This is a genomic window from Polynucleobacter asymbioticus, from assembly GCF_018687575.1.
Classification (GTDB): domain Bacteria; phylum Pseudomonadota; class Gammaproteobacteria; order Burkholderiales; family Burkholderiaceae; genus Polynucleobacter; species Polynucleobacter asymbioticus_C.
This window is the reverse complement of sequence record NZ_CP061297.1, coordinates 306799-333471: the sequence shown is the minus strand read 5'-3', so window position 1 is coordinate 333471 and position 26673 is coordinate 306799. Positions and strand designations below refer to the sequence as shown.

Annotated in this window: 32 protein-coding genes; 17 read left to right on the top strand and 15 right to left on the bottom strand. The window is 45.8% G+C overall.

Going from position 1 to position 26673, the window contains the following annotated elements; translation table 11 throughout:
* Positions 1-437 precede the first annotated feature (437 nt).
* Positions 438-1454: a DNA/RNA non-specific endonuclease gene (locus tag AOC19_RS01805; RefSeq protein ID WP_215377102.1), complete on the top strand. Its 1017-nt coding sequence runs from the start codon at positions 438-440 to the stop codon at positions 1452-1454.
* A gap of 7 nt (positions 1455-1461) precedes the next feature.
* Here the strand turns inward: AOC19_RS01805 and AOC19_RS01800 are convergent, their stop codons facing one another.
* Positions 1462-1701: a DUF3820 family protein gene (locus tag AOC19_RS01800; protein WP_215377100.1), complete on the bottom strand. Its 240-nt coding sequence runs from the start codon at positions 1699-1701 to the stop codon at positions 1462-1464.
* Positions 1702-1854: 153 nt separating this feature from the next.
* On the opposite strand from AOC19_RS01800, the gene AOC19_RS01795 reads away from it, so the two are divergent.
* Genes AOC19_RS01795 through AOC19_RS01780 form a run of 4 tightly spaced genes read left to right on the top strand, consistent with a single transcriptional unit; the run spans position 1855 to position 4565 of the window.
* The gene (locus AOC19_RS01795; protein ID WP_251368054.1) at positions 1855-2763 is read left to right on the top strand and encodes a DUF6662 family protein; all 909 of its coding nucleotides are present in this window, start codon (positions 1855-1857) and stop codon (positions 2761-2763) included.
* A 4-nt stretch (positions 2764-2767) separates the two neighbouring features.
* Positions 2768-3322 carry an FMN-binding protein gene (locus AOC19_RS01790; RefSeq protein WP_215377098.1) on the top strand — a complete coding sequence of 185 codons (555 nt, stop codon included), beginning with the start codon at positions 2768-2770 and terminating at the stop codon, positions 3320-3322.
* On the top strand, positions 3319-4146 hold the full coding sequence (locus tag AOC19_RS01785) for an FAD:protein FMN transferase (protein WP_215377096.1): 828 nt from the start codon (positions 3319-3321) through the stop codon (positions 4144-4146). The genes AOC19_RS01790 and AOC19_RS01785 overlap by 4 nt, the downstream gene beginning before the upstream one ends.
* Positions 4143-4565, top strand: coding sequence for a hypothetical protein (locus AOC19_RS01780; protein WP_215377095.1), 423 nt, complete (start codon positions 4143-4145; stop codon positions 4563-4565). Before AOC19_RS01785 ends, AOC19_RS01780 begins: the two co-directional genes overlap by 4 nt.
* A gap of 63 nt (positions 4566-4628) precedes the next feature.
* On the opposite strand, the gene AOC19_RS01775 is transcribed toward AOC19_RS01780, so the two are convergent.
* The 3 genes from AOC19_RS01775 to AOC19_RS01765 are packed head-to-tail and all read right to left on the bottom strand — an operon-like array spanning position 4629 to position 6088.
* The gene (locus tag AOC19_RS01775; RefSeq protein WP_215377094.1) at positions 4629-4841 is read right to left on the bottom strand and encodes a YgaP family membrane protein; all 213 of its coding nucleotides are present in this window, start codon (positions 4839-4841) and stop codon (positions 4629-4631) included.
* 40 nt (positions 4842-4881) lie between these two features.
* Entirely contained in the window at positions 4882-5199 is a 318-nt protein-coding gene (locus tag AOC19_RS01770) for an ArsR/SmtB family transcription factor (protein WP_215377091.1), read from the bottom strand.
* A gap of 13 nt (positions 5200-5212) precedes the next feature.
* Positions 5213-6088 (bottom strand): MBL fold metallo-hydrolase, encoded by an 876-nt coding sequence (locus AOC19_RS01765; RefSeq protein ID WP_215377089.1) that lies wholly within the window; start codon positions 6086-6088, stop codon positions 5213-5215.
* Between the two features lie 72 nt (positions 6089-6160).
* On the opposite strand from AOC19_RS01765, the gene AOC19_RS01760 reads away from it, so the two are divergent.
* Both AOC19_RS01760 and AOC19_RS01755 read left to right on the top strand, forming a co-directional pair.
* Positions 6161-6976 (top strand): sulfite exporter TauE/SafE family protein, encoded by an 816-nt coding sequence (locus tag AOC19_RS01760; protein WP_215377086.1) that lies wholly within the window; start codon positions 6161-6163, stop codon positions 6974-6976.
* Between the two features lie 68 nt (positions 6977-7044).
* Positions 7045-7542, top strand: coding sequence for a hypothetical protein (locus AOC19_RS01755; RefSeq protein WP_215377085.1), 498 nt, complete (start codon positions 7045-7047; stop codon positions 7540-7542).
* Positions 7543-7629: 87 nt separating this feature from the next.
* Here AOC19_RS01755 and AOC19_RS01750 read toward each other — a convergent pair whose 3' ends face one another.
* The 6 genes from AOC19_RS01750 to AOC19_RS01725 all read right to left on the bottom strand — a co-directional run bounded on the left by AOC19_RS01750 (position 7630) and on the right by AOC19_RS01725 (position 15227).
* The gene (locus AOC19_RS01750; RefSeq protein WP_215377082.1) at positions 7630-8358 is read right to left on the bottom strand and encodes an ABC transporter ATP-binding protein; all 729 of its coding nucleotides are present in this window, start codon (positions 8356-8358) and stop codon (positions 7630-7632) included.
* Positions 8359-8389: 31 nt separating this feature from the next.
* Complete coding sequence (locus AOC19_RS01745; protein WP_215377080.1) at positions 8390-10318, bottom strand: branched-chain amino acid ABC transporter ATP-binding protein/permease; 1929 nt, start codon at positions 10316-10318, stop codon at positions 8390-8392.
* 2 nt (positions 10319-10320) lie between these two features.
* Positions 10321-11199 (bottom strand): branched-chain amino acid ABC transporter permease, encoded by an 879-nt coding sequence (locus AOC19_RS01740; RefSeq protein ID WP_215377078.1) that lies wholly within the window; start codon positions 11197-11199, stop codon positions 10321-10323.
* A 150-nt stretch (positions 11200-11349) separates the two neighbouring features.
* Positions 11350-12534, bottom strand: a complete 1185-nt coding sequence (locus AOC19_RS01735) for an ABC transporter substrate-binding protein (RefSeq protein ID WP_215377075.1) — start codon at positions 12532-12534, stop codon at positions 11350-11352.
* Between the two features lie 145 nt (positions 12535-12679).
* Positions 12680-13609 (bottom strand): EamA family transporter, encoded by a 930-nt coding sequence (locus tag AOC19_RS01730; protein WP_251368053.1) that lies wholly within the window; start codon positions 13607-13609, stop codon positions 12680-12682.
* Complete coding sequence (locus AOC19_RS01725; protein WP_215377980.1) at positions 13602-15227, bottom strand: GMC family oxidoreductase; 1626 nt, start codon at positions 15225-15227, stop codon at positions 13602-13604. The genes AOC19_RS01730 and AOC19_RS01725 overlap by 8 nt, the downstream gene beginning before the upstream one ends.
* Before the next feature lie 108 nt (positions 15228-15335).
* Between AOC19_RS01725 and AOC19_RS01720 the strand changes: the two genes are divergently transcribed.
* On the top strand, positions 15336-15542 hold the full coding sequence (locus AOC19_RS01720) for a helix-turn-helix domain-containing protein (RefSeq protein WP_215377072.1): 207 nt from the start codon (positions 15336-15338) through the stop codon (positions 15540-15542).
* Positions 15543-15691: 149 nt separating this feature from the next.
* On the opposite strand, the gene fic is transcribed toward AOC19_RS01720, so the two are convergent.
* Entirely contained in the window at positions 15692-16771 is a 1080-nt protein-coding gene (gene fic, locus AOC19_RS01715) for a protein adenylyltransferase Fic (RefSeq protein WP_215377070.1), read from the bottom strand.
* Positions 16772-17088: 317 nt separating this feature from the next.
* Between fic and AOC19_RS01710 the strand changes: the two genes are divergently transcribed.
* Together AOC19_RS01710 and yjgA are read left to right on the top strand one after the other, a co-directional pair.
* Complete coding sequence (locus tag AOC19_RS01710) at positions 17089-17259, top strand: hypothetical protein (protein WP_215377067.1); 171 nt, start codon at positions 17089-17091, stop codon at positions 17257-17259.
* Between the two features lie 453 nt (positions 17260-17712).
* Positions 17713-18240 carry a ribosome biogenesis factor YjgA gene (gene yjgA / locus AOC19_RS01705; protein WP_215377064.1) on the top strand — a complete coding sequence of 176 codons (528 nt, stop codon included), beginning with the start codon at positions 17713-17715 and terminating at the stop codon, positions 18238-18240.
* A gap of 9 nt (positions 18241-18249) precedes the next feature.
* On the opposite strand, the gene AOC19_RS01700 is transcribed toward yjgA, so the two are convergent.
* Genes AOC19_RS01700 through pcaD form a run of 3 tightly spaced genes read right to left on the bottom strand, consistent with a single transcriptional unit; the run spans position 18250 to position 20357 of the window.
* A complete protein-coding gene (locus AOC19_RS01700; protein WP_215377061.1) occupies positions 18250-19323 on the bottom strand; it encodes an acyltransferase family protein in 1074 nt (357 codons plus the stop codon).
* A gap of 13 nt (positions 19324-19336) precedes the next feature.
* Positions 19337-19516: a hypothetical protein gene (locus AOC19_RS01695; protein ID WP_215377058.1), complete on the bottom strand. Its 180-nt coding sequence runs from the start codon at positions 19514-19516 to the stop codon at positions 19337-19339.
* Between the two features lie 25 nt (positions 19517-19541).
* Positions 19542-20357 (bottom strand): 3-oxoadipate enol-lactonase, encoded by an 816-nt coding sequence (gene pcaD, locus AOC19_RS01690; RefSeq protein WP_215377055.1) that lies wholly within the window; start codon positions 20355-20357, stop codon positions 19542-19544.
* Between the two features lie 114 nt (positions 20358-20471).
* Here pcaD and AOC19_RS01685 point away from each other — a divergent pair, with 114 nt between their 5' ends.
* The 7 genes from AOC19_RS01685 (at position 20472) to cobA (ending at position 26367) form a co-directional block, all read left to right on the top strand.
* Positions 20472-21482 carry a Bug family tripartite tricarboxylate transporter substrate binding protein gene (locus AOC19_RS01685; RefSeq protein ID WP_215377052.1) on the top strand — a complete coding sequence of 337 codons (1011 nt, stop codon included), beginning with the start codon at positions 20472-20474 and terminating at the stop codon, positions 21480-21482.
* 15 nt (positions 21483-21497) lie between these two features.
* Positions 21498-22406, top strand: coding sequence for an amidohydrolase family protein (locus AOC19_RS01680; protein ID WP_215377049.1), 909 nt, complete (start codon positions 21498-21500; stop codon positions 22404-22406).
* Positions 22407-22444: 38 nt separating this feature from the next.
* Positions 22445-22666 (top strand): hypothetical protein, encoded by a 222-nt coding sequence (locus tag AOC19_RS01675; RefSeq protein ID WP_215377046.1) that lies wholly within the window; start codon positions 22445-22447, stop codon positions 22664-22666.
* A gap of 38 nt (positions 22667-22704) precedes the next feature.
* Positions 22705-23076 (top strand): hypothetical protein, encoded by a 372-nt coding sequence (locus AOC19_RS01670; RefSeq protein ID WP_215377043.1) that lies wholly within the window; start codon positions 22705-22707, stop codon positions 23074-23076.
* Between the two features lie 132 nt (positions 23077-23208).
* Complete coding sequence (locus tag AOC19_RS01665; RefSeq protein WP_215377040.1) at positions 23209-24948, top strand: nitrite/sulfite reductase; 1740 nt, start codon at positions 23209-23211, stop codon at positions 24946-24948.
* A 19-nt stretch (positions 24949-24967) separates the two neighbouring features.
* Positions 24968-25516, top strand: coding sequence for a DUF934 domain-containing protein (locus AOC19_RS01660; protein WP_215377036.1), 549 nt, complete (start codon positions 24968-24970; stop codon positions 25514-25516).
* Positions 25513-26367: a uroporphyrinogen-III C-methyltransferase gene (gene cobA / locus AOC19_RS01655; RefSeq protein ID WP_215377033.1), complete on the top strand. Its 855-nt coding sequence runs from the start codon at positions 25513-25515 to the stop codon at positions 26365-26367. Before AOC19_RS01660 ends, cobA begins: the two co-directional genes overlap by 4 nt.
* Here the strand turns inward: cobA and AOC19_RS01650 are convergent.
* Positions 26290-26658, bottom strand: a complete 369-nt coding sequence (locus AOC19_RS01650) for a sirohydrochlorin chelatase (RefSeq protein ID WP_215377030.1) — start codon at positions 26656-26658, stop codon at positions 26290-26292. The two genes, cobA and AOC19_RS01650, sit on opposite strands and share 78 nt — an antisense overlap.
* Positions 26659-26673: the final 15 nt, after the last annotated feature.

Below are 26673 nucleotides of genomic sequence, written 5' to 3'. Positions count from 1 at the left end.
AGGTTCTTATATCAAGTCAAGAATAAAGGAATCCATTTCAATAACTTATAGGTCTTGAAATAAGGATGATCCCTAATAAGGTCATCAAATTGGATATTTAATCCTTTATTTTCAGTAACTTAAAGAAGTTAGTGAGGACTTATTTCACATAATAAAAAAGTCCTCAAAATCCAACTTTTTTACTATTGTTGAGCTTCGAAAGCCCTACCTGACCGGTATATCTAGTATCCAGATGCGCTGAATTTTCTACCGGTAGTGTTATTTAGATCGTCACCTCAAGTCGCGCATCTCCGCTTCTTCACACCCTGTAGTGAGATCGGTTGTTGAGATAGAAGACGGCCACCCCCTGATAAATACTAGCTCCAGAGCTAATGTGATCACTCAATATGTGTAAAACTTTTACACCCTCAGAAGGACACTCATTACACTGACATGCAATGAAATTCATAGGCAAACTCCTCTTAGTTAGCTCGCTTTGGCTGCCACTCAGTGCATCGGCCCTATTTGATCAATGCAAAGATCTATTTCCTGCCCAGCAAGTGCCGAGTACGAGCCAGATAGGGAGAGACCTTTGCTTTGATGATTTCGCAATCTTCTATTCCCCTTCCGATAAAAAGCCGATCTACACCGTCGAGCGCCTTAATGGCGAGCAACTCCAGGCGCCTCACCCACGACGTACGAATCAGTTTTACGAGGAGGCTAGACTCCCAGCGCATGAACGCGCCCTCCTGGCAGACTATCGTGGCAGTGGATATGACCGAGGGCATAACGTTCCAGCCGGGGACATGACGCGAGAGCGGGGAATGGCTCAGTCATTCTCCTTAGCAAACATGATGCCGCAAGCCAGACAAAACAATCAGGGCATCTGGGCAAAACGAGTTGAAGAGCCTACTAGGATGTACATCAAGCGCGCAGAAGGCGATGTGTATGTATTTACTGGATCAGTAGGAAATGCCGGCAGTATTGGCAAAAGCCGAGTCACCATACCGAGCCATATCTATAAGCTAGTCTACGATCCCAATAAAAAGTTGGCTTGGGCTTATTGGGTGGAAAACACAGATGATGCGCAAATGAGTGCGCCAATCTCCTATGCTGAGCTGGTTCAAAAGACCGGCATCGACTTTCATCTACCCGTAGGGCTTAGTGAGACTGCCGCCATTAAAGCTGCTGCGATGGGTGCAGCAGCAAAGCAGGCAATAGGCGGCTGGTATCCGGTCTTTTTTGATCAATACTCACCTGAGAAGGTAGCGGCGATCATCTCGAACATCAAAGCAGGCAAGGTTGCCAGCGTACAGATTCAATATGACCGTAATGTCGAGCTCGCTCAAAAGCTAGCTCAGGAGATTGGGGCGCAAAGCACATTGCAGGCCACGCTTTCTCAAAGCAGTCCGCCAGATGCACCCAATGTGAGTTATGAACGCAATCGTGTGATCGCCATAGTTCGCTCCAAGTAAAGCTTTACTACTCGCGAGTACGGGGTGCAATTCCATGAGCCCGCTGGATAGGGGCCAATAATCCGCGCAGGCCATTGTGATCCAGGGTGTGCATCAACTCTAGCAACTGACCCAGCTCGCCCTTAGGAAATCCTTCCCGAGCAAACCACGCCAAATAATTACCAGGCAAGTCTGCAAGCGCGCGCCCAGCATGCTTACCAAAAGGCATTTTTATGGTGACCAGCTTCACAAGGGCTTCTGAATCCATAGCTCCGATCTTACAAGCTCAGGAATCCCTGGAGACAAATCTCAACACCTAGACAAACAAGGGTCATTTTCTCAATTGAGAATTATTCTCATTTACTGTATATTGAGAATCATTCTCATTTACTTTTATTCACCAGCCCACCTCACCATGAAAATGACCATCAAAAAACTTGTTGCCTTCAGCATCCTATTAGCTACCGCCTTACACATCTCCTTCGCGAATGCGGGTGAAGGCGCATTTGGATGGATTTACACCCTAGATCTTCAACCCAAGGGCAAGCTCGAGTTTGAGCAGCGTTTGCAACTCAACAAACAACAAGCTGCTGGCACCTACGATGCTTGGACTGCCAGAACCGAGTTGGAATATGGCCTGACCAATGATTTACAAATTGCTGGCTACATCAATTCGTATTACACCAGCGCAAATCAGAATTACACAAACCCCGAGGCCTGTGGCGATAGCTCAAGTTGCACCGGCGGTTACGGCGTGCCATCCAGTCATGACCCTGCCACCCCTTACAGAAAAAGCGGTATTGAGGGCGGCTCCCTAGAAGCCATTTATCGACTGACCAATCCAGTGACATCACCAGTGGGTGTGGGTCTATATTTAGAACCAACCTGGGGCAGAAACAAAGATGAAATTGAAGCGCGCTTGCTCTTGCAATCTAACTTCATTGACGATCGATTGATCTTGGCAGGTAACGTAGTGGTAGCAAATGAACGCTTGAAATTTATTGAGAATGGCAACGTACCTGAGTCGATGCTCGATTTTCTTGTAGGTGCTAGCTATCGATTCGCACCCAAATGGTCTGCTGGCGTTGAGGCACGTTTTCATAATGACTACTCAGAATTGAATTTACGAAATCAAGTTCAACGCGCAACCTTTGTTGGCCCCAATATGCACTACGCCGCCAAAGATTGGTGGGTCACTGGCGCCTGGCGTTACCAACTCAAAGGCGGTAACTGCATGGGTGGTGGCGAAGCTGAATGCTCCAATGCCCGCGTTTGGGATAGCCACTCAGTCAATGAATTCATTGTCAAAGTAGGTTTTCCGCTGAACTAAAAAAATGAACTGGAAACTAAATCCCTTATTCATGATTGGTCTAGCTGCAACCACAGCGCCAATCATTGCACACGCTAAGATTTATGTATCGATTGAGCAAGCTCAAAAGATACTCATACCCAATAAATTACTTATCAAAAATCCCATCATCATTACAGATGAGCTACAAGACAAAATGCGCACAGCTTCAAGTATTCGCCACCCTTTTCAAGGAGATCGAATTTGGAGGGCGGCCGATGGAAGCTGGTTCATTGTCGATGAAGTGGTTGGTAAACATGAAATGATTACTTACGCAGTAGCACTAAGCCCAGCAGGCGCAGTGCTGGGAATCGAGATTCTGGAGTACGTTGAATCTTATGGTTACGAAGTGGCAGAAGCGAAGTGGCGTCAGCAGTTTGTTGGAAAAGTGGCATCAGATCCCATCAAACTCAATCAAGACATTCAAAACATTGGTGGTGCTACCCTCTCTTGCAAACACCTGACTGATGGCGTCAAGCGGGTTGCCGTTTTATATGATCTTGCCCTTAAAAATCAGAGCACGATTCCAAAAGCCAAATGATTCGCTGCAAGCCGCTCTTAGGCACCTTCGTAGAAATCAGTATTGAAGATGAACTGCCGTCCTTCAAGGCACTAGACGAGGCCTTCTTAGCTATTGAACAAGTGCAGTCTTTGATGGGCTTTCATGATCCAGAGAGTGAGCTTTCTCAAATTAATGCCAGGTCTTATCTAGAGCCGATTGCGATTCATCCGTGGACAGCTGAAGTACTAACTATCGCGAAGGATATTCATCGTCAGTCACAAGGAATATTTAATTGTGGAATTGGTCATTTGCTAGCAGAGGCAGCTCTTCTACCGAGGCACTTGAAAATCAGTGATTGCCGATTTGGGGGTGTAGAAGATCTCCTATTGATCAAGCCCTTCTTGGTTCGATCATATCTCCCACTATGTCTTGATCTTGGCGGGATTGCCAAAGGCTATGCAGTAGATAAAGCGATTGAAGCTTTGATCGCGAATGGCGTTCAATCTGGATTCGTCAATGCCGGGGGCGATATGCGAGTCTTTGGAGACCATTCTCGAGAGATTGAAATCAGGAACCCCTCTAGGCCGAATGAGCTGATCCAGATTGGTAGCATGAAGGCGGGTGCAATTGCTACCAGCGGCCTCTACTTTGCAAAACGGGATGCCAATGCAAGAAGTTTTATGGTCAATCCGCTCAAGCAAGAACATGTTGAGTTTTCAGAATCTTATTCAGTCGTCGCCGCCAAATGCGTCTACGCAGATGCCTTAACTAAGGTAGTGAGTATTTCTGGCAATACCCAACATCCCTGCTTGCGTCATTTTTCAGCCCAAGCCATCCGAATCCCCAACACTATCACTTCATGAAAAATACGAGTCGCCTTGGCAAGATGCCGACATGGCAAAGACATTTTGTACTAATTGCTATGTTGGGCTGTTCCCTCACTGGCACAGCCTATTTGTTGGGTCATCAATTCCACATCGAGCGCGCTGTATTAGGCGCCCACTCGGTATTAATATGGCACGGTATTGCTGCTATGGCAGCCACGATGGCTCTAGGCTCAGTCTTACCCTTTCACCTGAAGGCGGGCTTGAAGTCTAGAAGAAAGTTGTGGAGTGGTTTAAGCCAATTGGCTTTTTTAACTACCCTATTGGTTTCAGGCGCCCTACTGTACTACGGTCCTGAAGAAATGCGAGACCGAGTGATTGCAACGCACTGGATGACTGGCATTGCCTTCTTTGCAATCTTTCTACTGCACGGAGTGTATGTCAAAAAAATTGACTGACTTCAATAAACATCAGGCGTATTGAGTTTTTTCTCAATACGCCTATTTCTAACTACAGCAGACTTACTTACAGCAAGAATCTTTTCCAGATGTAGTTCCACAAGAATTGATTCCTAATAATGGATATGCTGGGCAGAAACGAAAAATACCTGTAGCCATCGGGATTAGTCCGAGCCAACCCCACCAACCTATGATGTCGTTAGTAGCCAGCACAACCAGCACAATACCTACTGAGATTCTTAAAATACGATCGATACCGCCGACGTTACATTTCATATTGAACTCCTTTGAAAAGCGATTAAATGGTTCTTGTAAATTACTTCTTGCAGTAATGCTTGTAGAGCAAACTCATTACTGATACTGCAATCTGGCTAGATAGTGAGTAGTAAATCTGCTTACCCTCTCTACGTGTTTTAACCAGCTTCTCCTTGCGCAATACGGTGAGCTGCTGCGAGAGCGTGGGCTGATGTAAATCTAGTGCAACCTCTAACTCACCAACACATTTTTCCGCTTGACCGATTTCACATAAGAGCATCATGCGATCTCGGTTTGATAAGACCTTCATTAGCTTGCAGGCATCATCGGCTGATGACTGCATCTTCTTTAGCTCTGCTTTTGAAATAGGCATATTCATTGTCATTACCCAATCAGAGCGCATTCAAAGGAATTTTTAAATAAGCAACTCCATTGCTGTCTGCTTCAGGAAAATGTCCAGCCCGTATATTGACCTGAATAGAAGGCAAGATTAATGTTGGCATATCTAAGGTCTTATCTCGTGCGGTACGCATCTGCACAAATTGCTCCTCAGTCACACCATCATGCACATGAATATTATTTGCCTTCTCATCGGCAACAGTGCTCATACCAGTTGCAGGCCGATTATTGGGTGGGTAGTCATGACACATATACAGCTTAGTCTGCCCTGGGTAAGACAAGAGCTTTTGTATAGAGCGATAGAGTGTCTTGGCATCTCCACCCGGAAAATCGCAACGCGCAGTGCCGACATCCGGCATAAACAAGGTATCACCCACAAAGATCGCATCACCGATCTCATAAGCCATACAAGCGGGGGTATGACCAGGAACAAAGAGCGCTTTTAATGAGAGATTGCCAAATGCAAGTGACTCACCCTCCTTTAGTAAGTAGTCAAATTGAGTGCCATCCGCCTTAAAGTGATCATCGAGATTAAAGACACCTTTAAATACTGTCTGCACATTCTTGATGTGATCTCCAATGACCAACTGACCACCTAGATGACTTTGCAAGTAAGGGGCAGCTGTTAAATGGTCTGCATGGGCATGGGTCTCCAAAATCCAAGTGACCTTTAGCTGGTGCGCCCTAACGAAGGCAATGACCTCATCGGCAGACTTGGTGGTGGTTCTACCCGATTTAGGGTCATAGTTCATCACTGAATCAATAATGACGCAAGGACTGCCCTCACCCTCATAGACTACATAGGTGTAGGTCCAGGTTTCTGGGTCAAAAAAGTCTTTAATCAGTGGGGTGTGCTGTGGAGTCAACATATTTTCTTGCTTACGTAAGTATTGTAAATATTATATATATTTATATACTATATTAATCTAAAATAAATTGCAATGGACTACTCAACTCTGATCAGCCCCTCACTAGGCATCCTAGTTGGCATACTCATGGGCCTCACTGGCGCTGGTGGCGGGATTCTGTCAGTACCACTCTTAGTCTTCTTTCTGGGGCTGCCGATTGCAGAAGCAGCACCTATTGCACTCTGTGCAGTTGCTCTGGCTTCGAGTATTGGGGCTATTTTGGGACTCAAAAATAAGATCTTGCGTTACAAAGCGGCTATTTTCATGGCGATCTTTGGCTTAATCCTATCTCCCGTAGGTCTTTGGCTTGCACCTCAGATTCCGAATACACCCTTACAAATTCTGTTTAGCTTGACCCTGATCTATGTAGCGGTACGCTTATTAATACAAGCGCGCAATGAGCTTAAAGGCATTCCGGAGGAAGATAGAAAACCTCCGCCCTGCCTAGTCAATCCCACTGTTGGAAAACTCCAATGGACCCTGCCTTGTGCGCGAGCCCTGATGTTCGCTGGTAGCATCGCAGGCTTTTTATCTGGCCTACTCGGCGTTGGTGGCGGCTTCATCATCGTGCCAGCGCTCAAACGCTATACCGACTTGCCAGTGAAATCCATCGTCGCCACTTCTCTTGGGGTGCTCGCTATCATCACTGGTGGTGGCGCTATTTTCTCGGCAGTGAGTGGTAGCTTAAAAATTGTGCTTGCAGCGCCTTTTGCGATTGCTGCCTTAGGTGGATTGTTGATTGGGTTGCTTGTGGGGAAAAAGTTAAGCGGTCCACATATTCAGCTTGCTTTCTCCATCTTTACCCTGGTGATTGCTCTTGGCCTACTAGCCAAAAGCGTGCTAACTTGAAGTCCGTGAAACGCCCGATATCTTCCATTCTTCTTATTTTTTCTCTCGCACTATTGGGAGCCCTAATCATGTCTCTTAAACCCAGCTCTCTTTTAAACAGCTCCGTTAGCAGCATCTCCGGAACAGTCAGTAATCTTAATAATGAACTCTTAGAGTATGTCAATCCAGAAAAGCCCACTCACGATCACTCTTCGGTGTATTACCAGCGCTTTTATATATCCACATTTGATTTAGACCATCACAGGATTGCAGCTAAATTCTCAACACCAATGGTGGTAAGCAATGGGGATGCTGTCACAGTCTCGGGTTATCAAAAAGGGAATAGCTTTCAGGTACTCGCATACACCAACAAAACTCAGCAAGTCACTAAACATGAAAACTGGATTGTTCTAGGCTTAGGAGCTCTCTTCTTCTTGGCTGTTGCCCTGGGGCTTCTTAACTCAGAATTGGTGGCTGAAGGCGCTTTAGTCCCCAAGCTATTTCTGATGGGCTTTGTGGGTGTTGGCTTCTATATGACTTATCGCGCTCTACTCATTCGAGAGGCGATCTCGCTGCTTCACGGCTAGATAGGAAAATGGTTCGAGCACCACTTGCTCCCCAATAGAAAAAGCCCTCTTTCGAGGGCTTTTTAACAAGCACGTTAATACAAGATCTTAGTGACCACCAGCTCCACCTAAGTAAGCTGCTTTCACAGCAGGATCATGCTTTAATTTTTCTGCTGGACCATGCGTTGCAATCTTACCGTTCTCCAATACATAGCCGTAGTCAGCAACGTTCAAAGCTGCAGCAGCGAACTGCTCCACCAATAACATCGTCACGCCTTGTGATTTGAGATTAGAAATAATCTTAAATACTTCCTCAACCAAGATTGGTGCTAGACCCATAGATGGCTCATCCAAGAGAATGATCTCTGGGTTCAACATCACCGCACGCGCCATCGCCAACATCTGCTGCTCACCACCTGACAAGGTTCCAGCCAATTGGTTGCGACGCTCTTTTAAGCGTGGGAACATTTCTAGAGAGCGCTCTAGATCATTCTTAATATCGCCTTTTGGACGGCTACCAGTAAAGCGCGGAAATGCGCCTAACAAGAGGTTGTCATTGACAGACATCGTCGTAAATACACGACGACCTTCTGGGCTGTGCGCCAATCCAAGACGGGCAATTTTATGAGAGTCGTAACCATCAATTTTTTCGCCGCCCAAGGTCACTTCACCCGCTGTAGGTTTAATCATGCCCGTAATAGCGCGCATGGTAGTGGTTTTACCAGCGCCGTTTGAGCCGATCAAAGTAATAACTTGTCCTTTAGGAACATCAATATTGATGCCGTGCAGAACTTTTACTTTGCCGTAGCCTGCTTCAAGATTCTTAATAGATAACATGGTATTTACCGATTCAATATTGTTCTAGTGATTAAGTACCCAAGTAGGCATGAATCACCTTCTCGTCTGCCTGAACTTCAGCTGGTTTACCTTCTGCAATCTTCTGACCGAAGTCCAATACAGAAACGGTGTCGCACACTGACATCACCACATCCATATGATGCTCAATCAGGATGAAGGTAATACCGCTATCGCGGATCTTACGAATAATGCGCAAGAGTTCTTTAATGTCTGGTGCCGTCAAACCAGCAGCTGGCTCATCCAACAAGAGCAACTCTGGATCCAAGGCCAAGGCGCGGGCAATCTCCAAGGAGCGCTGCTTACCGTATGGCAGGTTACGCGCCTCTTCATTCGCTAAATCTTCCAAGCCAACAAACTTCAACAAGGCCATTGCTCGAGCATGTGCTTCTTGCGATTCTTTTTTGTAGCGCGGTAAGTTCAAAGCAATTTCCAGCATGTTGGACTTAAAGGTGTGATGCAAGCCAACCAAAATATTTTGGATAGCAGTCATCTCACCGAAAAGCTGAACGTTTTGGAAGGTACGAGCGATACCTGATAAGGCGATATCAGAAGATGTACGGCCAACAACACTCTGACCGGCATACAGCACATTACCAGCTGTCGGCTGATAAATACCAGTTAAGACGTTCATCATCGTGCTCTTACCGGAACCGTTCGGTCCGATCAAGCCGTGAATTGTTCCACGCTTAATGCTGAGGTCAACATTGTTCAGCGCTTTCAAGCCACCAAACTGCATCAGAACAGAGTCAACCTTGAGGAGCTCAGTGCCTGCATTTTGATTATTCACCGCGCTAATGAAGTTGATTGAATCATCAATCTCATCTGCTTTTTCGCCACGAGTGGTCACTGTCTTGCCGGCGATGGATTGGTAGAAGCTCTTCGCAAAACCAACGATACCGTTTTGCAAGTAGTACACCACTAACAAAATCATGAAGCCGAAAATACTGAGGCGCCAATCGGAGATTCTGTCTAACCAGAATGAGAAAGCTGCCAAGCCAATAACACCAGCCAAAGGCACCATCACGCGTCGTGGTGTTGTCACCTTTTTGGAGAGTGCCATCGCCGCACCTACAGCCACCACAACAGCGATGGTCGTAGCAACAATACGGAACAAATTAATATCGTCCAAGAGCTTAGGCAAGAGAACAATAATGGCCGCACCCAGTAATGCACCTAAACGTGACTTACGGCCACCCATAATGACCGCTAACAAGAAGAGAACTGCTAATTCATTGTTATAGGTATTTGGAGAAATATATTGCTCAGAGTAGGCATACAAACAGCCTGCTAAACCAGCAAAGCCTGCGCTAATGACGAAGGCAATCACTTTGTAGCGATAAACCGAGACGCCCATACAGTCACAAGCTACTGGACTATCACGCAAAGCCTCAAAAGCACGACCCATCTGGGATTTAACAAAACGGTCTACCACCACCAAGGCGATGATCAACACAATACAGACCAACCAAAAGAACTGGGCTTTTGACATTGGCGCGCCCATCAGGTCAGGCTTAGGAATCTTGATTCCTAAAGGACCTTCTGTAAGCCATGTCATCTCATTGATCAAGATCTGAGTAATAGTTCCAAACGCTAAGGTCACCATGGCCAAATACGGTCCAATGACTTTCAGTGCAGGTAGGGCCAGGATTCCACCAAAGATGGATGTCACAACAATGGCCGCTGGCAAAGTGATCCAGATCGGCGCGCCGAAGTGGAAAAACAAAACGCCTGCGGTGTAGGAACCAATTCCGAACAATGCAGCATGGCCTAAAGAAACTTGACCAACGTAACCCACCACAATATCTAAGCCATACAACAAGATGGTGTAAATCAGAATCGTTTCGACTAAGTGAATGTAGTACGGGTTGCTAATAAAGAAAGGTAGGCTAAATAAGCCAACAATTGCAATCAATAGGGGTAATAGAGACTTCGATTTCATTATTAAACTTTCTTAATTGCAGTTTTACCAAAGAGACCAGATGGCTTGAATGCAAGTACTAACAAGAGTAAGATCAAACCCGGTACATCTTTATAGCCAGTAGAAATATAGAAGCCTGTTGCTGTCTCAACAATTCCGAGAATCAAACCACCAACAATGATTCCCATACCGCTTGAGAGACCGCCAATAATGGCTACTGCAAATGCCTTTAAACCCAAGGCTCCACCCATGGCAGCGCCAGTTAATGTGAGCGGTGCAATCAACACACCAGCAAAGGCTGCTGTTAAGGATGACAGCGCATAAGAGAAGGTAATAACCATGCTGGTATTGATGCCCATCAAGCCGGCAGCATCACGGTCATTAGCCGTTGCTACCACCGCTTTACCGTAAATCGTTTTACGGTTAAAAAATTCGACCAACAACATCATGACTAGAGCGCCAACTACAACCAAGATTTCCATCGGCAAAATATTAGCTCCGAGGAATCCCATTGGCTCCATTGGCAATGGTGATGGGAATGGCAATGCATCGCGACCCCAAACGTTTTCAGCTACGTTCTTGAAAATGATACCCAGCGCAATCGTGGACATAATCCAACCAAACTCAGACTTAATCTTGATAGCAGGACGTACACCAATTAATTCAACGAAGCCACCTTGCACCATTCCGAAGAGACAAACGATTGGAATCATGAGCCAGTAGTTCATGCCAAACATGTCAACGCAGGTCAGACCAACTAAGGCGCCTAACATTAAGGCCTCGCCTTGACCGAAGTTCAATGTGCCAGAAGTGGCAAAAGTCAGCTGAAAGCCGAAAGCAATGACCGCATAGATCATGCCTACTGCGATACCACTGGAGAGGATTTGTGCAAACATTTCCATGATGTAGACCTAAAAAATTCTAAAACTGTTTTATGAACGATCCGCTATTGTAAGCAAAACGCCGCTTCGTGGGCGGCGTTTTGCTTGATTACACTTCTATAAATGCTGCAGTGCAGAAAAATAGATTTCTGCACCCGCTTTTATGAAGAATTACTTCTTCTTAGCTACAGCGTCTTCAGCATTCAAGAACTCAACTTTTCCGTTCTCAACAATACCCATCACCACGTCTTTAGCTTTGATTGCTTCGTGGTCAGTTTTGCTAAATGGCTTGTTGTAAGTCATCACAACACCATCAACAGGTGTATTCAGGTTCTCAAGTGCTGCCAAGATCTTTGGTCCCTCTGTACCTTTAGCTTGCTTGATTGCAGCTGCCAAGAGGTATACAGAGTCATAGCCTTGAGCTGCAGACACTGGGGAAGCGATGATGCCGTTCTTAGGTTTGAAATCCTTCAGGTAAGCATCTACGAAAGCTTTACGCTTTGGTGTAGTTGCAGGGCTCTGAATGAAAGTCTCTGGCATAGTTGCGCCGTTACCGTTCTTACCAGCAGTATCAATAAAGCTAGCCATAGACAATGTCCATGAACCGATCATTGGCTTCTTCCAACCCAATTTCGCCATACCGTTAGCAATTTGTGCCAACTCAGGTCCGATTGCGTATGTCAACACTACTTCTGCGCCAGCATTCTTTGCCTTGAGCAACTGTGATGTCATATCGACGTCACCCAAGTTGAACTTCTCTACCGCCACTGGAGTAACGCCATAATTCTTCAATGCCTTCTCTAAGTCTTCACGACCCAACTGACCGTAGTTTGTAGAGTCAGCCAAGATAGCGACTTTCTTCAAGCCACGCTTCTCAACCGCTTCTTTAGCGATCATAGGTGCCTGAATGTTGTCAGCAGCAGAAGTACGGAATACATAGTTCTCAGCAGCATTTGGGAATTGCTTAGTAATCAATGTACCTGTTGCAACGTTGTTGATCACAGGAATCTTGGCTTCTTGGAAGAAGCGCTGGGAAGCCAGAGCCACACCAGTGTTGATGTAACCCAATGTAGCAGCCACTTTTTCGTTGTTGATCAATTCTTGGGCGATTTGTACGCCACGCTCGTTTTTAGCTTCGTCATCGCGCTCAACTAAAACAATCTTGTTGCCGTCAATGCCGCCAGCAGCGTTAATTTCTTTCGCAGCTAAGCGAACGCCATCACGCATACTCACGCCCATTGAAGCGGAGCCGCCTGTGAACGGGCCAATAACGCCCACTTTGATATCGGCAGCGTAAGCGCCGGTTGCTAACATTGCAGTAGCAGCTACTGCAAAAATGTGACGACGAATATTCATAAAGTCTCCATGACTAAAAATGCTAATTAAATAAATTCTTTTTTAAGTACAACTTGAAACGAACATTTATCTTACAGTCAATGTCGGGGCAAAAAAAGGGCTCTGTATTAGGGTTTTACATTAGCCCCTAGAGATAAAAGTCGTTTTAAAAAATCTTACGAACTTGAGCTTGCAGGCTAGGCCAGAAGAGATTGATGATGAGGCCAGCGATCACCAAGCTGGCAGCCTCCACTTTCCAAGGGGGTAAAGCCTCACCCAAAAAGTAAGCGGATGCCCCCATTCCAAAGATGGGCACCAATAGAGGCGCTGGGGCCACTAGTGCAGCAGGGTGTTTTGACAGCAACCAGCCCCAAGCAGCATAGCCAAATATCGTATTGGCCCAAGACTGCCAAAGGACGCCAATCCAAGCCCCTAAAGGGGCAGCCAAGGTCACATCCCATAAATGGGCTGTACCGCCCTCAAAGATTAGCGCCATGAGTGCGAGCGGTGGAATAGAGAAAGCACTGGCCCACACGACATAGGACAACATATTGATTGAACCAGCTTGACGACTCACCGTATTAGCAATTCCCCAGGAGAGACCCGCAAAGACTACTAGCGCTAAACCTAAGAAAGTAGTGGTGGAGTCTGTGTGCAGCGCAATAATTACAAGACCAAGCAAAGCGATGCCAACTGCGACCACCTGATACCGCTTGAGACCCTCTTTGGCAAATAGCATGGCAAAGCCAATAGTAAAAAATACTTGGGTCTGCACCACTAAGGAGGCCAAGCCCGGAGAAATCTGACTATTGACGGCGTAGTACATCACACCAAATTGTCCAACTCCAGTGGCTAATCCATAAATACAGAGATTGCCCCAAGCTACTTTTGGCCTAGGCAGAAAGAAGACTAAGGGCAAAAGAACAAATAGATATCGCAAGGTCGCAAAATAAAACGGTGGCAGAGATGCCAAACTATTTTTGATCACGACAAAGTTTGTACCCCATACCGCCACAATTGCCAGGGCTAACAGCAAATGGCTTGCTGGTAACTGCTGGTGTAAGCCGCTACCTTGAGAACTTTCCAATCTACTCACTGGTGAGCAATTCAGCAGCGCGTTGCGCAATCATCATCGTAGGCGCCGCAGTATTGCCAGAAGTAATCGTTGGCATTGCAGAAGCATCCACTACTCTCAGATGATGAATACCCCGAACACGTAATTGAGAATCCAGCACCGCCAGCGGATCATCATCGCGCCCCATCTTGCAAGTACCTACCGGATGAAAGATCGTGGTACCGATATCGCCAGCAGCCTTAATGAGTTCCTCTTCTGTTTGATATTGCTTGCCTGGTTTGTACTCATCTGGTGTGTATGGCTTGAGCGCGGGGCTTTCCACAATCTTGCGTGTGAGACGCAATGAATCGGCAGCCACTTTGCGATCTTCATCGGTCGATAAATAATTTGGTGCAATCACTGGAGGCGCTTCTGGATCGACAGAGCCGATGTGCACACTACCGCGAGATGTTGGACGTAAATTGCAAACGCTAGCAGTAATTGCATTAAAGGAATGTAAGTCCTCACCGAACTTTTCTAGTGATAGCGGTTGTACGTGATACTCCAAATTTGCTGATGGCTGTTCCGGCGAGCTATATGCAAAAGCACCTAATTGAGATGGAGCCATCGACATTGGGCCAGAGCGCTTAAACACATACTCCATACCGATCATCAGTTTGCCGAGCAAAGAATTTGCTTTGGTATTGAGAGTCTTAATGCCATTGACCTTATAGATCATGCGCAATTGCAAATGGTCTTGTAAGTTTTCTCCCACACCAGGTAAATCTACAATGACGGGGATACCTAGTTTATTGAGAAGCGCAGCTGATCCGACGCCCGAGCGCTCTAGAACCTGCACACTACCAATGGCACCTGCACTCAAAATGACTTCGCCATGAGTAGCAGTATTGTTATTACTTAAATGCACGTCTACTGTTTTGCTATCTTTGATGTATTGAACGCCGAAGCAATTTTTAGAACTGGGATCAATCAATAATTTATTGACCATCGCTTCAGTAACTACAGTGAGATTAGATCGCTTAGCAGCATCACGCAAAAATGCTTTGGAGGTATTGAGGCGCCAACCTTTACGCTGACTCACATCAAAGTAACCCACACCAAAGTTATCGCCTTGGTTAAAGTCATCGGAAGCTGGGATGCCAGCTTGCACCGCAGCCTCTCTAAAGACGTCCATGATGGGCCAACGCAAACGCTGTTTAGAAACCGTCCACTCACCGCCTTTGCTGTGCCACTGATTAGCAGCGCCGTGATAATCCTCGAATGATTTATAGCGACGCAAGGCGTTTTCCCAAGACCACGAATCATCACCGGTCGACTTAACCCAGGAGTCGTAGTCGCCAACCTGACCACGCATATAAATCATGCCGTTGATAGATGAGCATCCGCCCAAAACTCTGCCACGTGGATAGAGCAGTGAACGACCATTTAAACCTTTTTCCGCAGCAGTCTTAAAACGCCAATCCGCTCTTGGGTTATCGATGCAATATAAATATCCAACTGGTACATGTATCCAGATGTAATTGTCGTTCTTACCAGCCTCAATCAACAGCACCCGTTTAGCGGGATTCTCAGTGAGGCGCTTGGCCAACATGCAGCCGGCGCTACCGGCGCCGATGATGATGTAGTCGTATGTATTGATTGATGAGGCTTGAGTCATGTGCTTAGTGAGAAATAACCATGTAGTTCGTAGTATCTATTATTTACTAAAATTTAGCCTTGACTTAACCCTGGATGGAGCAAAAAACAAATGCGAGCCTTAAATCATGAGCAAGTATTTGGACATCTCAGAAATACTACATTTTCAGCGAAAGAGGCTGCAGAATTTTTAGAGATCTCGATCCCAACTTTTCGACGATATGTTCAATCAGGGAAAATAAAACCTAAAGAGGTTATAGGCAGAAGTCAGCTATTTGGAACGATTGATCTACGCAAACTCAAACAGAAGCTTGGATAGGGCCTTATAGTCACTGGCGCAAACTCAGGCCCAGCTTTCGAGAGAGTAGAAACCATCCAGGATCTCAGCTTAATGAGTTCAATGCCATTACTATCCAGCTCTGAGCAGCCAATGGATCATATTGCCCAGCATCTAGGCAATATGCGAATTTAACGCTTTAGTAAATCCAAGAAAGCTGGGTTAAGAAATAATCTTTCTCGACCCACTTTGACATCATGCAAAACACCGATATCGCATAGGCGCTTCAGATAGACAGAAGCTGTCTGACGCTTTGCTAAGTTAGCATCCACCACGTCACTAATACGGCAATATGGCTGAATGAAGATCAGGTCCGCTAGTTCGCGTGTATAGATCTGAGGCGCCTGCTCACGAATTTTATTAGCCGTTGCGTTTAACAGTGAGCGGATGCCCTTGATCTTGGCGGTGGTTGATATGGCAGTTTCAGTAACGGCTTTGAGCATATATAGGATCCATTCTTCCCATTGCCCGTTAGCGGTTACCCCATTGAGTAGGCGATAGTATTCGACCTTGTTCTCAATAATGTAGCGAGACAAGTAGAGAACAGGGATGCTAAGTAATTCTTTTTCTACTAGGTATAGCAAATTCAAGACGCGACCAGTTCTGCCATTACCATCATTAAATGGATGAATTGCCTCAAACTGGTAGTGCATCACCGCCATACGAATTAATGGATCAAATTCTTCGGCTTCGTGAATAAACTTTTCCCAATCACTCAATTTTTCCCTTAGTAAAGACTCGCCCTCTGGTGGCGTGTAAATAATGTCCCCAGTAACATCGTTTATCAATGTGGTTCCTGGAGTTTTACGAATGTCGAGATCAATGCCTTTAATGGTTCTGCAAACTTCTACTGCTGTAGCCGTAGTCAAGGGGCGCTCAGATAAATATTTGTAACCGCTATATAGAGCGGTGCGATAACGCAATGCCTCTTTGGTTGCTAAATCGGCTCCACCACTCACATCGTTTGCATATTGAAACAAGCGATCTGTTGTGGTGACAATATTTTCAATTTCCGAGCTGGCCTGCGCCTCTAACAAAGGGATCGTATTAATTAGCACTCCCTGGTTAGGAATTAAGTCTCCAGCAATTTTTAATTCTCCAAGCACAGAGCGGGCCTCGATACAGGCCTTGAGAATTGCCTTGGACTCAATATCTGCCTTAGGGGGCAGCAAAGGAAGTTCGTTATACGGTTTTTTAGGGTCAAAGTTCATATGTCGATTTTTTCCTGATTTATCGACATTTTACCAAAACATGTCGATTTGTTCGACATAATGTGAAAACATGTCTAAAAATTAGGGTTTTATCGACATATAAACGACATATATCGATTGGATCGACATTGAGGGCTAGCTTTTGGAGTGTCTATTTCAAGGTCAGCCCTCATTCCGTCAAGGGCACCCCAAGGGGCGGCTCGCATGCACTCGACGGACATCGGTAAGAACAAACTAGCTACATGAGGCAAAGAACTAGCCTGGCACTTTGTCCATAAAAGCAAAAGATGCAGATTCATTACAAGTTAGGATTAGCTATGAAACATCTCCATCAGATGGCGGCAAGTGCATATATGGGCTTATGTAGAGAGTCACTCTATATCGGCTCAATTGGGCCTGATACTTTTTTAACGCGCATTGGAACACTGCTTCAAATGTCCAATCCCGAAACTCTTTTATTTATGCCAACTGGAAGTACAGGCTTGTAGGACTGGGAATTTCATAAGGGCGCTCAGATTGAGCTTATTCCGAGTAATTTAGTAATTAAATTATGGAATCTCAAAAAACTTAGGGATTTTGCTCTAGATGCAATTGAGCATTATTCACAGCAAAACCCACATTGGAGGTGGCGATTTACTCACCCTAAGAGGTTGCCAAAGTTGCAGAAAAAGAATATTTAACCTTAATAAATTCCCACCCGGTCAATAATGAATATAAGTGGCAAAGGTAACAATTACCTAGGCCACTGCTTCACAGCGCCGCGATAAAACCAATTTATTGGATGGGTGGCTAGAAGTTCCGAGGGAACACTTTGGCTTAGTAGGGATGTCTAGCGAGCCAAAGCAAGTTATGGCGACGCATATTGTCGAATCAGGTGAAACCAAGTACATCAATGCTTGTACACCCGCTGCTAAATACCCAATAGCGTCTAAAATAACATCATGCATGTCAATGAAAAGAACCGCACCCCCAAGAAAGAAGATCTGGATGAGGGTCCCAGCAAATCTGAGCTAAAGCGCCAGATGACTGAACGCCAGAAGCTGGCCGAGGTTCTAGCGGCACTCAGTAGCGATGCTTTAAAGACTATCCCTCTCGATGAAGCCATTAAGGCTGCCATTGCAGAAACAAACAAGATTAAAAGCTTTGAGGCAATTCGTCGTCATAAGCAGTACCTTGGCAAACTCATGCGCTTTTTGGATGAAGAGGAGCTGGATGCGATTCAGAAGCGTTTAGATGCCATTCAGGGTGTTAGCAAGGCAGAGACTGCCAAGCTCCACCATTTAGAGTCCTACCGTGATCGCTTAATTGCGAATGACGAAACCTTTACGAAGATGATTGAGCAATATCCCGATATGGATATTCAGAATATGCGCACCCTCATTCGCAATGCGCGTAAGGAAAAAGAAACCAATAAACCTCCTAAGGCTTATCGAGAAATCTTCCGCGTCTTAAAGGATATGGGGATCTAAGTTGTTGTTTTAGATCTTCAGCTTTGCTGATGGAATTTCAATCCAGCGATACATGTAGCTAGCGGCAATGAGGCTACTCACCACAACCCCCAACATTAAGCCAACTGCAATCAGGCCACTCTCGTGGGCGTGCATTCCAGAAGCGATGTAGATCGTATTGGCTAACAAGATAAACGCAAAGTGAATTAAGAAGGCGCAGTATGAGCGTGGGCTTGCCCAAGCAATCGCTCGCAGTAGCGATGCTTTTAATCTATGTGTCACAGATGAACTAGGATAAGCAACATTGCCCCACACCAACAAGGCAATCGCCACAAACCAAGCCAAGAAATTTCGTAACCAAACTTGTTGAAGAGTCGAAAGCAGAATCATTACCCCAATTGCAATGAGCGCAAGCTTAGCTAAGCCCTGAATTTTTTTATCCGCAAAGTTTTTAGCCAGATAAGCCAAGACACCAAGGCTGTATGAGCCAATAAAGTAAATAAAGTAGGCCTCATACTGATTAGAGCGATTAAAGTACAGCAAAGAAGCAGTCGCAACAATGCTGATGAACCAAATCAAAGCCTGATAAGAAGAAAAAGTGATTAGCAATACTGCTAGCACTGAATACAACTGCCAATCAATCGCTACATACCAAACGCCAGCAGAGATCGAATCTAAGCCCAAGATACCTTGCAAGAAAAATAAGTGTGCCAGGAACTGACCCATCTTTTCTTGATCGCCAACGAACTCATCATTCACCCAGAAGCGTGCAATCAAGGCGCAAAGAATGGTGAAGACCAAAGCAGCAATATAAGGTGCAAACAAACGCAAATAGCGATTAATGATGACTCGCAGCAAATTCTGGCTGCTGAATTTCGCATTCGCAAATCGTGTGAGAGACTGGGTTGCGAGATAACCCGCCATCACTAAGAAAATTTGTACGGCAAAGCGACCATACTCATACAAGAAATTCATCACACTTGGCAAGAATGCTCGCGCATCTGCTGCGATCTGGCCATAGCTAGAAAGATGATGCAGGATGATGACTAGAGCAGCAAAGACCTTCAGCAGGTCTATGAGAAATAGTGGAGAGGCTTGCTTCAAGAATTGTTAAGTACTATTTGGATTTAGTCTTGCCCATTAAAGAGGCCAGCATAGGATTGCTACTTGCAAGCTCTTTCTTCGTTTTTGCAATGCCTTCTGCCGTACCAGGCTTTGGTGTCTTTGCAGCATTTTTCATGCGCTGAGCCGTAGTCAGAGCAAGGTTTTTGTAGAGGTCTGTTTTTTTCATTGCCATAGCGCTTTAATGTTTAAATACATTCCTACAAAGTGTTGTCGACTGAATCAATAAAGTCACGGACAGTGCGATTAAATGCTTCTGGCTGCTCGATATTGGACAAATGCGCAGCATCTTCCAAGATGACGAACTTGGATCCATCAATCATACGGTTCAGCACGATCGCCTGATCCACCGTGCAGGCGGGATCCTGGCGACCAGTCAAGATGAGTGTTGGCACTTTGATTTTGAGCAACATCGTTGTTTGCGCCATATCTCTTACTGCACTTGCGCAACCTAGATAGCCCTCAACTCCGGTACCTAAAATCATCTCTCTCACTTTGGCAATATCTTGAGGGGCACGCTCAATAAATGGGGCAGTAAACCAGCGCTTAATGGTGCCATCTACCAAACCAGCAATTCCTTCTTTTCGGGCAATATCAAAACGCTCTTCCCACAAACTGCGTGGCGGCATTTCACTGGCGGTGTCACAAAGGGAAAGGGAGTAAACGCGTTCCGGATAGCGAGCACCCAATTGCTGACCAATCATGCCGCCCATCGAGAGTCCAATGAAATGCACCTTATCAATTTTCAATGCATCTAATAAGGCAACTGCGTCATCAGCCAATTGGGGGATGCTGTAGGGGGCGGGAGTTGTTTCTGAGTTGCCATGCCCACGCTTATCAAAGCGTAGCACTCGATAACGATCGCTTAATGCGGGCACATTCCAATCCCACATACTGCAGTCAGACATTAAGCTGTTGGCCATCATCACCACATGACCATCGCTAGGACCATCAAAACGATAGGCAATATCGATTCCATTGACCTTAATGATCTGTTTTTCTAGTTTTTGGCTCATTTATATGTACTTTCTGACTGGTCTAACAATTTTTAAATTTCCTGTCTTAATCATGGAGATCTGGAAAGGAGCATGGTAGATTATCCAACGAAACAATAAAAATACTAAGGAGACATGATGCAAAAGATATTGCAATCCCCTCGCTCACTAAAGCGCAACTGGATGGTGAGCTTATTCATTGGCTTAGGGCTTAGCCTCAACCTCATTTCCACGGCTGCAAACGCGCAAAGCTACCCCAATCGGACAGTCAAGATGATAGTGCCTCTGACCGCTGGGTCTGGTGCAGATATCGCCGGCAGGATCGTTGCTAAGAGCCTGGCTGAAACCTGGAAACAATCCGTCATTATTGAAAATCGTCCTGGTGCTGGTGGCTTAATCGGTACTGGTGCAGTAGTCGGCTCCGAGCCGGATGGCTACACCCTTCTCGTGCAATCAGCCTCCTACGCGGCTAATCCTGCAATCTATAAAAAACTACCGTACGACCCTCTGAAGAGCCTGGTTGATGTCGACATCCTTGGACAAACTCCTTACGTCTTAATTACCTCGGCTGAGGGTCCATACCAATCCATCAGAGATCTGGTAATAGCAGCTAAATCCAAACCCGGTGAGATTACTTTTGCATCTGCAGGTGTTGGTAGCTCAACTCACCTCGCTGCTGAATACTTCAATCAAATGATGGGCATTAAGCTCATTCATGTTCCCTACAAAGGATCACCAGAAGCTATTCAAGACACAATGGCTGGGCGTACTGCTTTCTATATGGCACCACTGGATACTGCTATCGGGCAACTCAAGGGTGGCAAAGTAAGAGCGCTGGGCGTTACTAGTAAGGCACGTAATGCCGCCGTTCCAGATATCCCCAGCATTGCTGAGTTGGGTTACTCCAACTTTGAAATTGGTCTTTGGTTTGGCGTATGGGCACCCGCCGGCACACCAGCGGCGATTGTGAAAAAGATTAATCAAGATATCAATCTAGCAATGCAAACTCCTGAAGTAAAGGCTGCTTATGAGGCCAAAGGCATCAAAGCAACGCCAATGAGCCCGCAAGAATTTGCTAAGTTTGTACGCGATGAGATGGCGAAGTATCAAAAGATTGCTAAAGATGCCAACATCGAACCACAGTAATCTACCTGTATCAAATTGAACTCAACTCCAGCAGCTCCACTCTGCCAAGCCCCAGATCCAGAAATTCGATCACCAAAGATTCAATTTCCCTCTGGGGCGGTAGATTGTCATGCCCACGTCTGTGGGCCAGCCTTGGAGTTTCCTTATGCTGATGAGCGTATCTACACTCCACCTGATGCCACACTGAGCCAATACAAATCCCTATTGAATATGTTGGGCGTAGATCGTGCCGTCTTAGTTCAGCCCAGCGTATATGGCACTGATAACCGAGCCATGCTTGCAGCGCTCTCTGCGAACCCCAACAAATTTCGTGGGGTTGCAGTCATAGACAGCAACATTACTGATGCTGAACTGGAGAAGCTTCATCAAGCTGGCGTGCGAGGCATTCGTTGCAATGTTGTCGATGTTGCTGATAAATCGAAGGGCTTGCCGATTGATGAATTAACTGCAATCGCTAGGCGCATCAAACCCCTTGGTTGGCATTTGGAGTTACTAGCCCACGTCAATGAATATTCCGATCTTGCTAGAACATTTGCAGATTTTCCTGTCGACTTAGTGTTTGGTCACTTTGGCTACTCACACGCAAAACATGGCATTAATGACAAAGGTTTTCAGGGTCTGCTGGAGCTTCTGAAAAATAACAAAGCTTGGGTCAAGATGACTGGACCTTATCGCATTTGTGATGGGGACTTTCCCTATGCAGATATGCGAGCATTTAATGATGCAGTGATTAAGGCCAATAGCAAGAGATTGATCTGGGGCAGTGATTGGCCTCATGTGATGGTCAAAAAGCAAATGCCGCATGATGCCGATCTCTGCGATCTGTTTGGCTCTTGGGTGTCGGATCCAGGGCTTAGAAAAGGCATCCTGTCCGATAATCCCTGTATGCTATATGACTTCCCTGCCTTTACTGGCAACTATTAGAAACAAATAAGAAATTCGCAAGAAAGAATATAAGCTCCATGGATAACACGTTTACTATTATTTTCGGCATTGTTGCCATGCTACTTCCACTAGTAGTGGGTCGCCTGGTATGGAAACGCTTTGATCAATACTTTGGTCGCAACGATGAAGCCTATATGGATACTCTCGAATACTTTCTTAAAAAGATTGGCTTCACTATTTTGGCTGCCTTCATCCTTTTGTGGATTGGCATCAGCCTAGTATTCAGTGGGCAGTCCTAATTACCAATACCAGCAAACACTAGGAAGTCGCTGCCATCATGAATGATCAACTCCTCAACATTCTCAAGAAAGCCAAGCTCAACTTTGCGGTATTGGCCAGCATTCTGGTGCTCGCAGTTGTTGGTAAGTTGACTAATCCGGAGTTCACCAACGGGATCTTCTTAATGGCGGATCAACTGGTTTCTGAACTTGTTCTATTGTTTGTTGCTATTACTCTGGGTGCATTTATTCCGAACTTCAAGTTAGTGGTCTTTGGTGCAATCGCTGCCTTCATTGCTGCAGCTATTGCCATTCAAGTAGGCGTGTTTACCTACCTGACAACCGACTATCTTTTTGCTGTTCTGATTGTCGTGCTGGGCTTTGCATCGATTGCCAATCTCTACAGGCATTACCGAGAATTTAGCCTCTAAGCAGGATAGTTAGACCTCCTCAGGAATAAGGCATCTATTCAACATGGTCTAACCCTATATATCAATACAGATATATAGATTCAATATTTAAGTATTTGTAGTTATGGTCATAGCCCCAGACAATATAAGGCTATGTATAAATATGACCATATTGACCAAACCCTTGTAGATCAACGGGTTATCCAATTTCAAAACCAAGTTGAGCGTCGCTTAAACGGCACCCTAGCCGAAGAAGAGTTTCGCCCCCTTCGACTTCAAAATGGTCTGTACCACCAGCGCCATGCATATATGCTGCGTATCGCCATCCCTTATGGCCTGTTGAGCTCCAAACAATTGCGCACCCTGGCGTTTATTGCTGATAAATATGACCGGGGGTATGGACACTTCACAACTCGTCAGAACATTCAATTTAATTGGGTTGAGTTAGAGAAAACTCCTGACATTCTGGCTGAGCTAGCCAAAGTGGAGATGCATGCCATCCAGACTTCTGGTAACTGTATTCGCAATATTACGAGCGATGCCTTTGCAGGTGTTGCTGCTGACGAATACGTCGACCCACGACCCATCTGTGAGCTACTGCGTCAATGGTCAACTCTGCATCCCGAGTTTGCTCACCTTCCTCGCAAATTTAAATTTGCAATTAATGGTGCTAAAGAAGATCGTACAGTTTTGCTTTGCCATGATGTTGGCATTGAGCTCAAGAAAAATCCTGCCATCAATAATGGTGAATTAACTGCAGATATTTATGCTGGCGGCGGCATGGGTCGCACACCCATACTGGGATCATTAATTAAGCAAGGCTTGCCATGGCAAGTTCTGCCAAGCTATTTGACCGCCCTATTGCGTGTGTATAACCGCTTTGGTAGGAGAGATAATCTCTATAAAGCCCGCATCAAGATTTTGGTCAAAGCCTTAGGGCCAGAAGAGTTTGCCCGCCAAGTAGAAGGCGAATGGGCAAACTTTCACAATGAAGCAAAACAGAGTAAAGATAATTTCACTCAAGCTGAGTGGGAGCGCGTCGCCAAGCACTTCACTAAGCCAAACTACAAAGATCTGACAGAATTGAGCGATGAGCAATTGCAATCCCATGCTGACTCCAAACTCAATGCTAGTGAGAAAATTGGGTTTACTCGCTGGCTAGAGCGCAACGTAAAGCCGCATCAAGTGCCTGGATATGCTTCGGTCATACTCTCACTAAAGCCCCATGGCACTGCAGCTCCTGGCGATGCCACCAGCGCCCAAATGAATGCCATTGCCGACTTAGCAGACCAATATAGCTTTGGTGAACTGCGCGTTACCCATGAACAGAATCTGGTATTAGCTGATGTTGAGCAGATGGAGCTTCTCAACTTATGGCGTGCGGCTAAAAACTACAACTTAGTCTTGCCTAATATTGGCCTACTAACTGACATCATTGCTTGCCCTGGTGGCGACTTCTGCTCACTGGCCAATGCCAAATCACTACCAATTGCCAAAGCCATTCAAGAACGATTTGATGATTTGGATTATCTGCATGACTTGGGAGATATCACTTTAAATATCTCTGGTTGCATTAACTCCTGCGGTCACCATCACGTTGGCAATATTGGCGTTCTGGGTGTCGATAAGGATGGTGAGGAGTGGTACCAAATCACTCTAGGTGGCGACCAAGGTAACGATGCCTCTATAGGCAAAGTCATTGGACCCTCTTTCTATGCCAATGAGATTCCGGATGTGATGACTAGCCTGATCAATACCTATGTCGAGCAGCGTACAGCAGATGAACCTTTTATCGATACTTATCGTCGCCTAGGTGTAGCGCCCTTTAAAGAAGCCGCCTATAGGAACAATGGTAAACACTCCAAAGAATCAAGCAAAGGTGCGATAGCCTAGCCATCAAAAAAATAAGCATATGAATAAGCAAATTATTTCTTTTCCAAAAGATGGCAAGCCCTCTCTTATCCCCAATAGATGGCAGGTATGGGATGGTGAACATGACGAAGGTGGCATTCCGGACCTAGAGCATGGAATGCATAAGGTACTGGTGCCATTTCATTGGTGGATCACGCACTATAAAAATCCTGACATCATCCATCGCGCAAATCAAGGTGAGATTGGTGTTTGGTTTGCGGCAGATGATGACATTCTGAAACATACTGACATCATTGAAGCTGGCAAATCACTATGGCCAGTAGTTGGCGCACACTTCCCGATTTTTAGAGATGGCAGAAGTTTTAGCACTGCAGCACTCCTGAGGGGTCGCTTTGACTGGCAAGGTGAAGTTCGAGCGATTGGTGATGTCCTTATTGATCAGCTCTTACAAGGCGCCAGAGTAGGCTTTGATACTTTTGAGCTACGTGCAGATCAAAATCTGGATGTTGCCCTTAAACAATTTGATCTCTTCTCAGTGGTCACGCAAAACAGCTGGCGCGATCAACGCGCCACTATTGCAGCATCATGAAAAACGCTACCCTCGGCAAAGTCTATTTAGTTGGCGCAGGTCCTGGTGCCGCTGATCTGATTACCGTACGCGGAGCCAAACTCTTAGAGAAGGCTGATATTATTTTTCATGATGCATTAGTTGATCCAGCCATGCTGGAGCTATGCCCTCAAGCTATTAAAGTGCCTGTAGGCAAACGTTGTGGCAAGCTGTCTTCAGCCCAGCACTTCATTAATAAGCGCTTAATCGATGCGGCACAGAAACACCAAATCATTGTCAGGCTTAAAGGCGGTGACCCCATGATGTTTGGTCGCGCTGATGAAGAAATTCAAGCGCTCAAACAGCATCACATTGAAGTCCAAGTAGTACCAGGCATTACTGCCGCCCTAGCAGGTGCAGCAGCTATTCAGCAATCACTGACATTACGTGGCGTTAGTAGAAGTGTTGCTTTTGTGACTTTGGCGCAAGCTGATGAAGCGGAGGGGAACAAGAGCCAACCCCTGCAAAACCCAAGTGCAGATACTGTGGTGTATTACATGGGCCGCAAAGATGCTAGCAATATTGCCAAACAATTAATTGGAAGCAACTCCCAACACACCAATCAAACTCCAGTTCATATCCTAGAAGCGGTCAGCACCAAGAATGAGCGTCACTGGTCAAGCACCCTCGGTCAATTAGCTGATGGCAAAGCCAATGACTGGTTTGATAGTGCCTCGCCTGCACTCATCATGGTTGGTGAAGCCTTAAGGAAGAAACAACAAACAGGCAATATCGCCAATAATCTAGTCGAGAACTTAGATGGCTCTAGCGGCAAAATCAATGATGGCTTGCAAGACAGCATCATCCTCACCAACAGCAGGCGTAGCGCTTAAAGTCACGTTGGGGAATTTTTCCTGACAAGCTGTAAGCAACACTGGGAAGTCGTTGCGTAAATGGCCGCCTTGCCCAAAAAAGACAGGCACAACCACCACTTCTCTAACGCCCGCCGATACTTGGGCAGCAATCGCCTCCTCTAAGCTTGGCTGCATGAGCTCCAAAAAGGCTAGCTCCACCGGAGTATTGGGATAGCGCACCCTCCAGAGCGAAGCTAAGCGATCAAAAGGCTCGCGCCAACGAGCATCACGGGCACCATGACCAAACAAAACAATTGCCTTCATATTCATATAAACCTTTTAAAC

Excerpts from the sequence above, each read along its gene's own strand:
- AOC19_RS01805 (WP_215377102.1), top strand. The coding sequence starts at position 438 with ATGAAATTCATAGGCAAACTCCTCTTAGTTAGCTCGCTTTGGCTGCCA.
- AOC19_RS01800 (WP_215377100.1), bottom strand. The coding sequence starts at position 1,701 with ATGGATTCAGAAGCCCTTGTGAAGCTGGTCACCATAAAAATGCCTTTT.
- AOC19_RS01795 (WP_251368054.1), top strand. The coding sequence starts at position 1,855 with ATGACCATCAAAAAACTTGTTGCCTTCAGCATCCTATTAGCTACCGCC.
- AOC19_RS01790 (WP_215377098.1), top strand. The coding sequence starts at position 2,768 with ATGAACTGGAAACTAAATCCCTTATTCATGATTGGTCTAGCTGCAACC.
- AOC19_RS01785 (WP_215377096.1), top strand. The coding sequence starts at position 3,319 with ATGATTCGCTGCAAGCCGCTCTTAGGCACCTTCGTAGAAATCAGTATT.
- AOC19_RS01780 (WP_215377095.1), top strand. The coding sequence starts at position 4,143 with ATGAAAAATACGAGTCGCCTTGGCAAGATGCCGACATGGCAAAGACAT.
- AOC19_RS01775 (WP_215377094.1), bottom strand. The coding sequence starts at position 4,841 with ATGAAATGTAACGTCGGCGGTATCGATCGTATTTTAAGAATCTCAGTA.
- AOC19_RS01770 (WP_215377091.1), bottom strand. The coding sequence starts at position 5,199 with ATGAATATGCCTATTTCAAAAGCAGAGCTAAAGAAGATGCAGTCATCA.
- AOC19_RS01765 (WP_215377089.1), bottom strand. The coding sequence starts at position 6,088 with ATGTTGACTCCACAGCACACCCCACTGATTAAAGACTTTTTTGACCCA.
- AOC19_RS01760 (WP_215377086.1), top strand. The coding sequence starts at position 6,161 with ATGGACTACTCAACTCTGATCAGCCCCTCACTAGGCATCCTAGTTGGC.
- AOC19_RS01755 (WP_215377085.1), top strand. The coding sequence starts at position 7,045 with ATGTCTCTTAAACCCAGCTCTCTTTTAAACAGCTCCGTTAGCAGCATC.
- AOC19_RS01750 (WP_215377082.1), bottom strand. The coding sequence starts at position 8,358 with ATGTTATCTATTAAGAATCTTGAAGCAGGCTACGGCAAAGTAAAAGTT.
- AOC19_RS01745 (WP_215377080.1), bottom strand. The coding sequence starts at position 10,318 with ATGAAATCGAAGTCTCTATTACCCCTATTGATTGCAATTGTTGGCTTA.
- AOC19_RS01740 (WP_215377078.1), bottom strand. The coding sequence starts at position 11,199 with ATGGAAATGTTTGCACAAATCCTCTCCAGTGGTATCGCAGTAGGCATG.
- AOC19_RS01735 (WP_215377075.1), bottom strand. The coding sequence starts at position 12,534 with ATGAATATTCGTCGTCACATTTTTGCAGTAGCTGCTACTGCAATGTTA.
- AOC19_RS01720 (WP_215377072.1), top strand. The coding sequence starts at position 15,336 with ATGCGAGCCTTAAATCATGAGCAAGTATTTGGACATCTCAGAAATACT.
- fic (WP_215377070.1), bottom strand. The coding sequence starts at position 16,771 with ATGAACTTTGACCCTAAAAAACCGTATAACGAACTTCCTTTGCTGCCC.
- AOC19_RS01710 (WP_215377067.1), top strand. The coding sequence starts at position 17,089 with ATGAAACATCTCCATCAGATGGCGGCAAGTGCATATATGGGCTTATGT.
- yjgA (WP_215377064.1), top strand. The coding sequence starts at position 17,713 with ATGCATGTCAATGAAAAGAACCGCACCCCCAAGAAAGAAGATCTGGAT.
- AOC19_RS01695 (WP_215377058.1), bottom strand. The coding sequence starts at position 19,516 with ATGGCAATGAAAAAAACAGACCTCTACAAAAACCTTGCTCTGACTACG.
- pcaD (WP_215377055.1), bottom strand. The coding sequence starts at position 20,357 with ATGAGCCAAAAACTAGAAAAACAGATCATTAAGGTCAATGGAATCGAT.
- AOC19_RS01685 (WP_215377052.1), top strand. The coding sequence starts at position 20,472 with ATGATGCAAAAGATATTGCAATCCCCTCGCTCACTAAAGCGCAACTGG.
- AOC19_RS01675 (WP_215377046.1), top strand. The coding sequence starts at position 22,445 with ATGGATAACACGTTTACTATTATTTTCGGCATTGTTGCCATGCTACTT.
- AOC19_RS01670 (WP_215377043.1), top strand. The coding sequence starts at position 22,705 with ATGAATGATCAACTCCTCAACATTCTCAAGAAAGCCAAGCTCAACTTT.
- AOC19_RS01665 (WP_215377040.1), top strand. The coding sequence starts at position 23,209 with ATGTATAAATATGACCATATTGACCAAACCCTTGTAGATCAACGGGTT.
- AOC19_RS01660 (WP_215377036.1), top strand. The coding sequence starts at position 24,968 with ATGAATAAGCAAATTATTTCTTTTCCAAAAGATGGCAAGCCCTCTCTT.
- cobA (WP_215377033.1), top strand. The coding sequence starts at position 25,513 with ATGAAAAACGCTACCCTCGGCAAAGTCTATTTAGTTGGCGCAGGTCCT.
- AOC19_RS01650 (WP_215377030.1), bottom strand. The coding sequence starts at position 26,658 with ATGAATATGAAGGCAATTGTTTTGTTTGGTCATGGTGCCCGTGATGCT.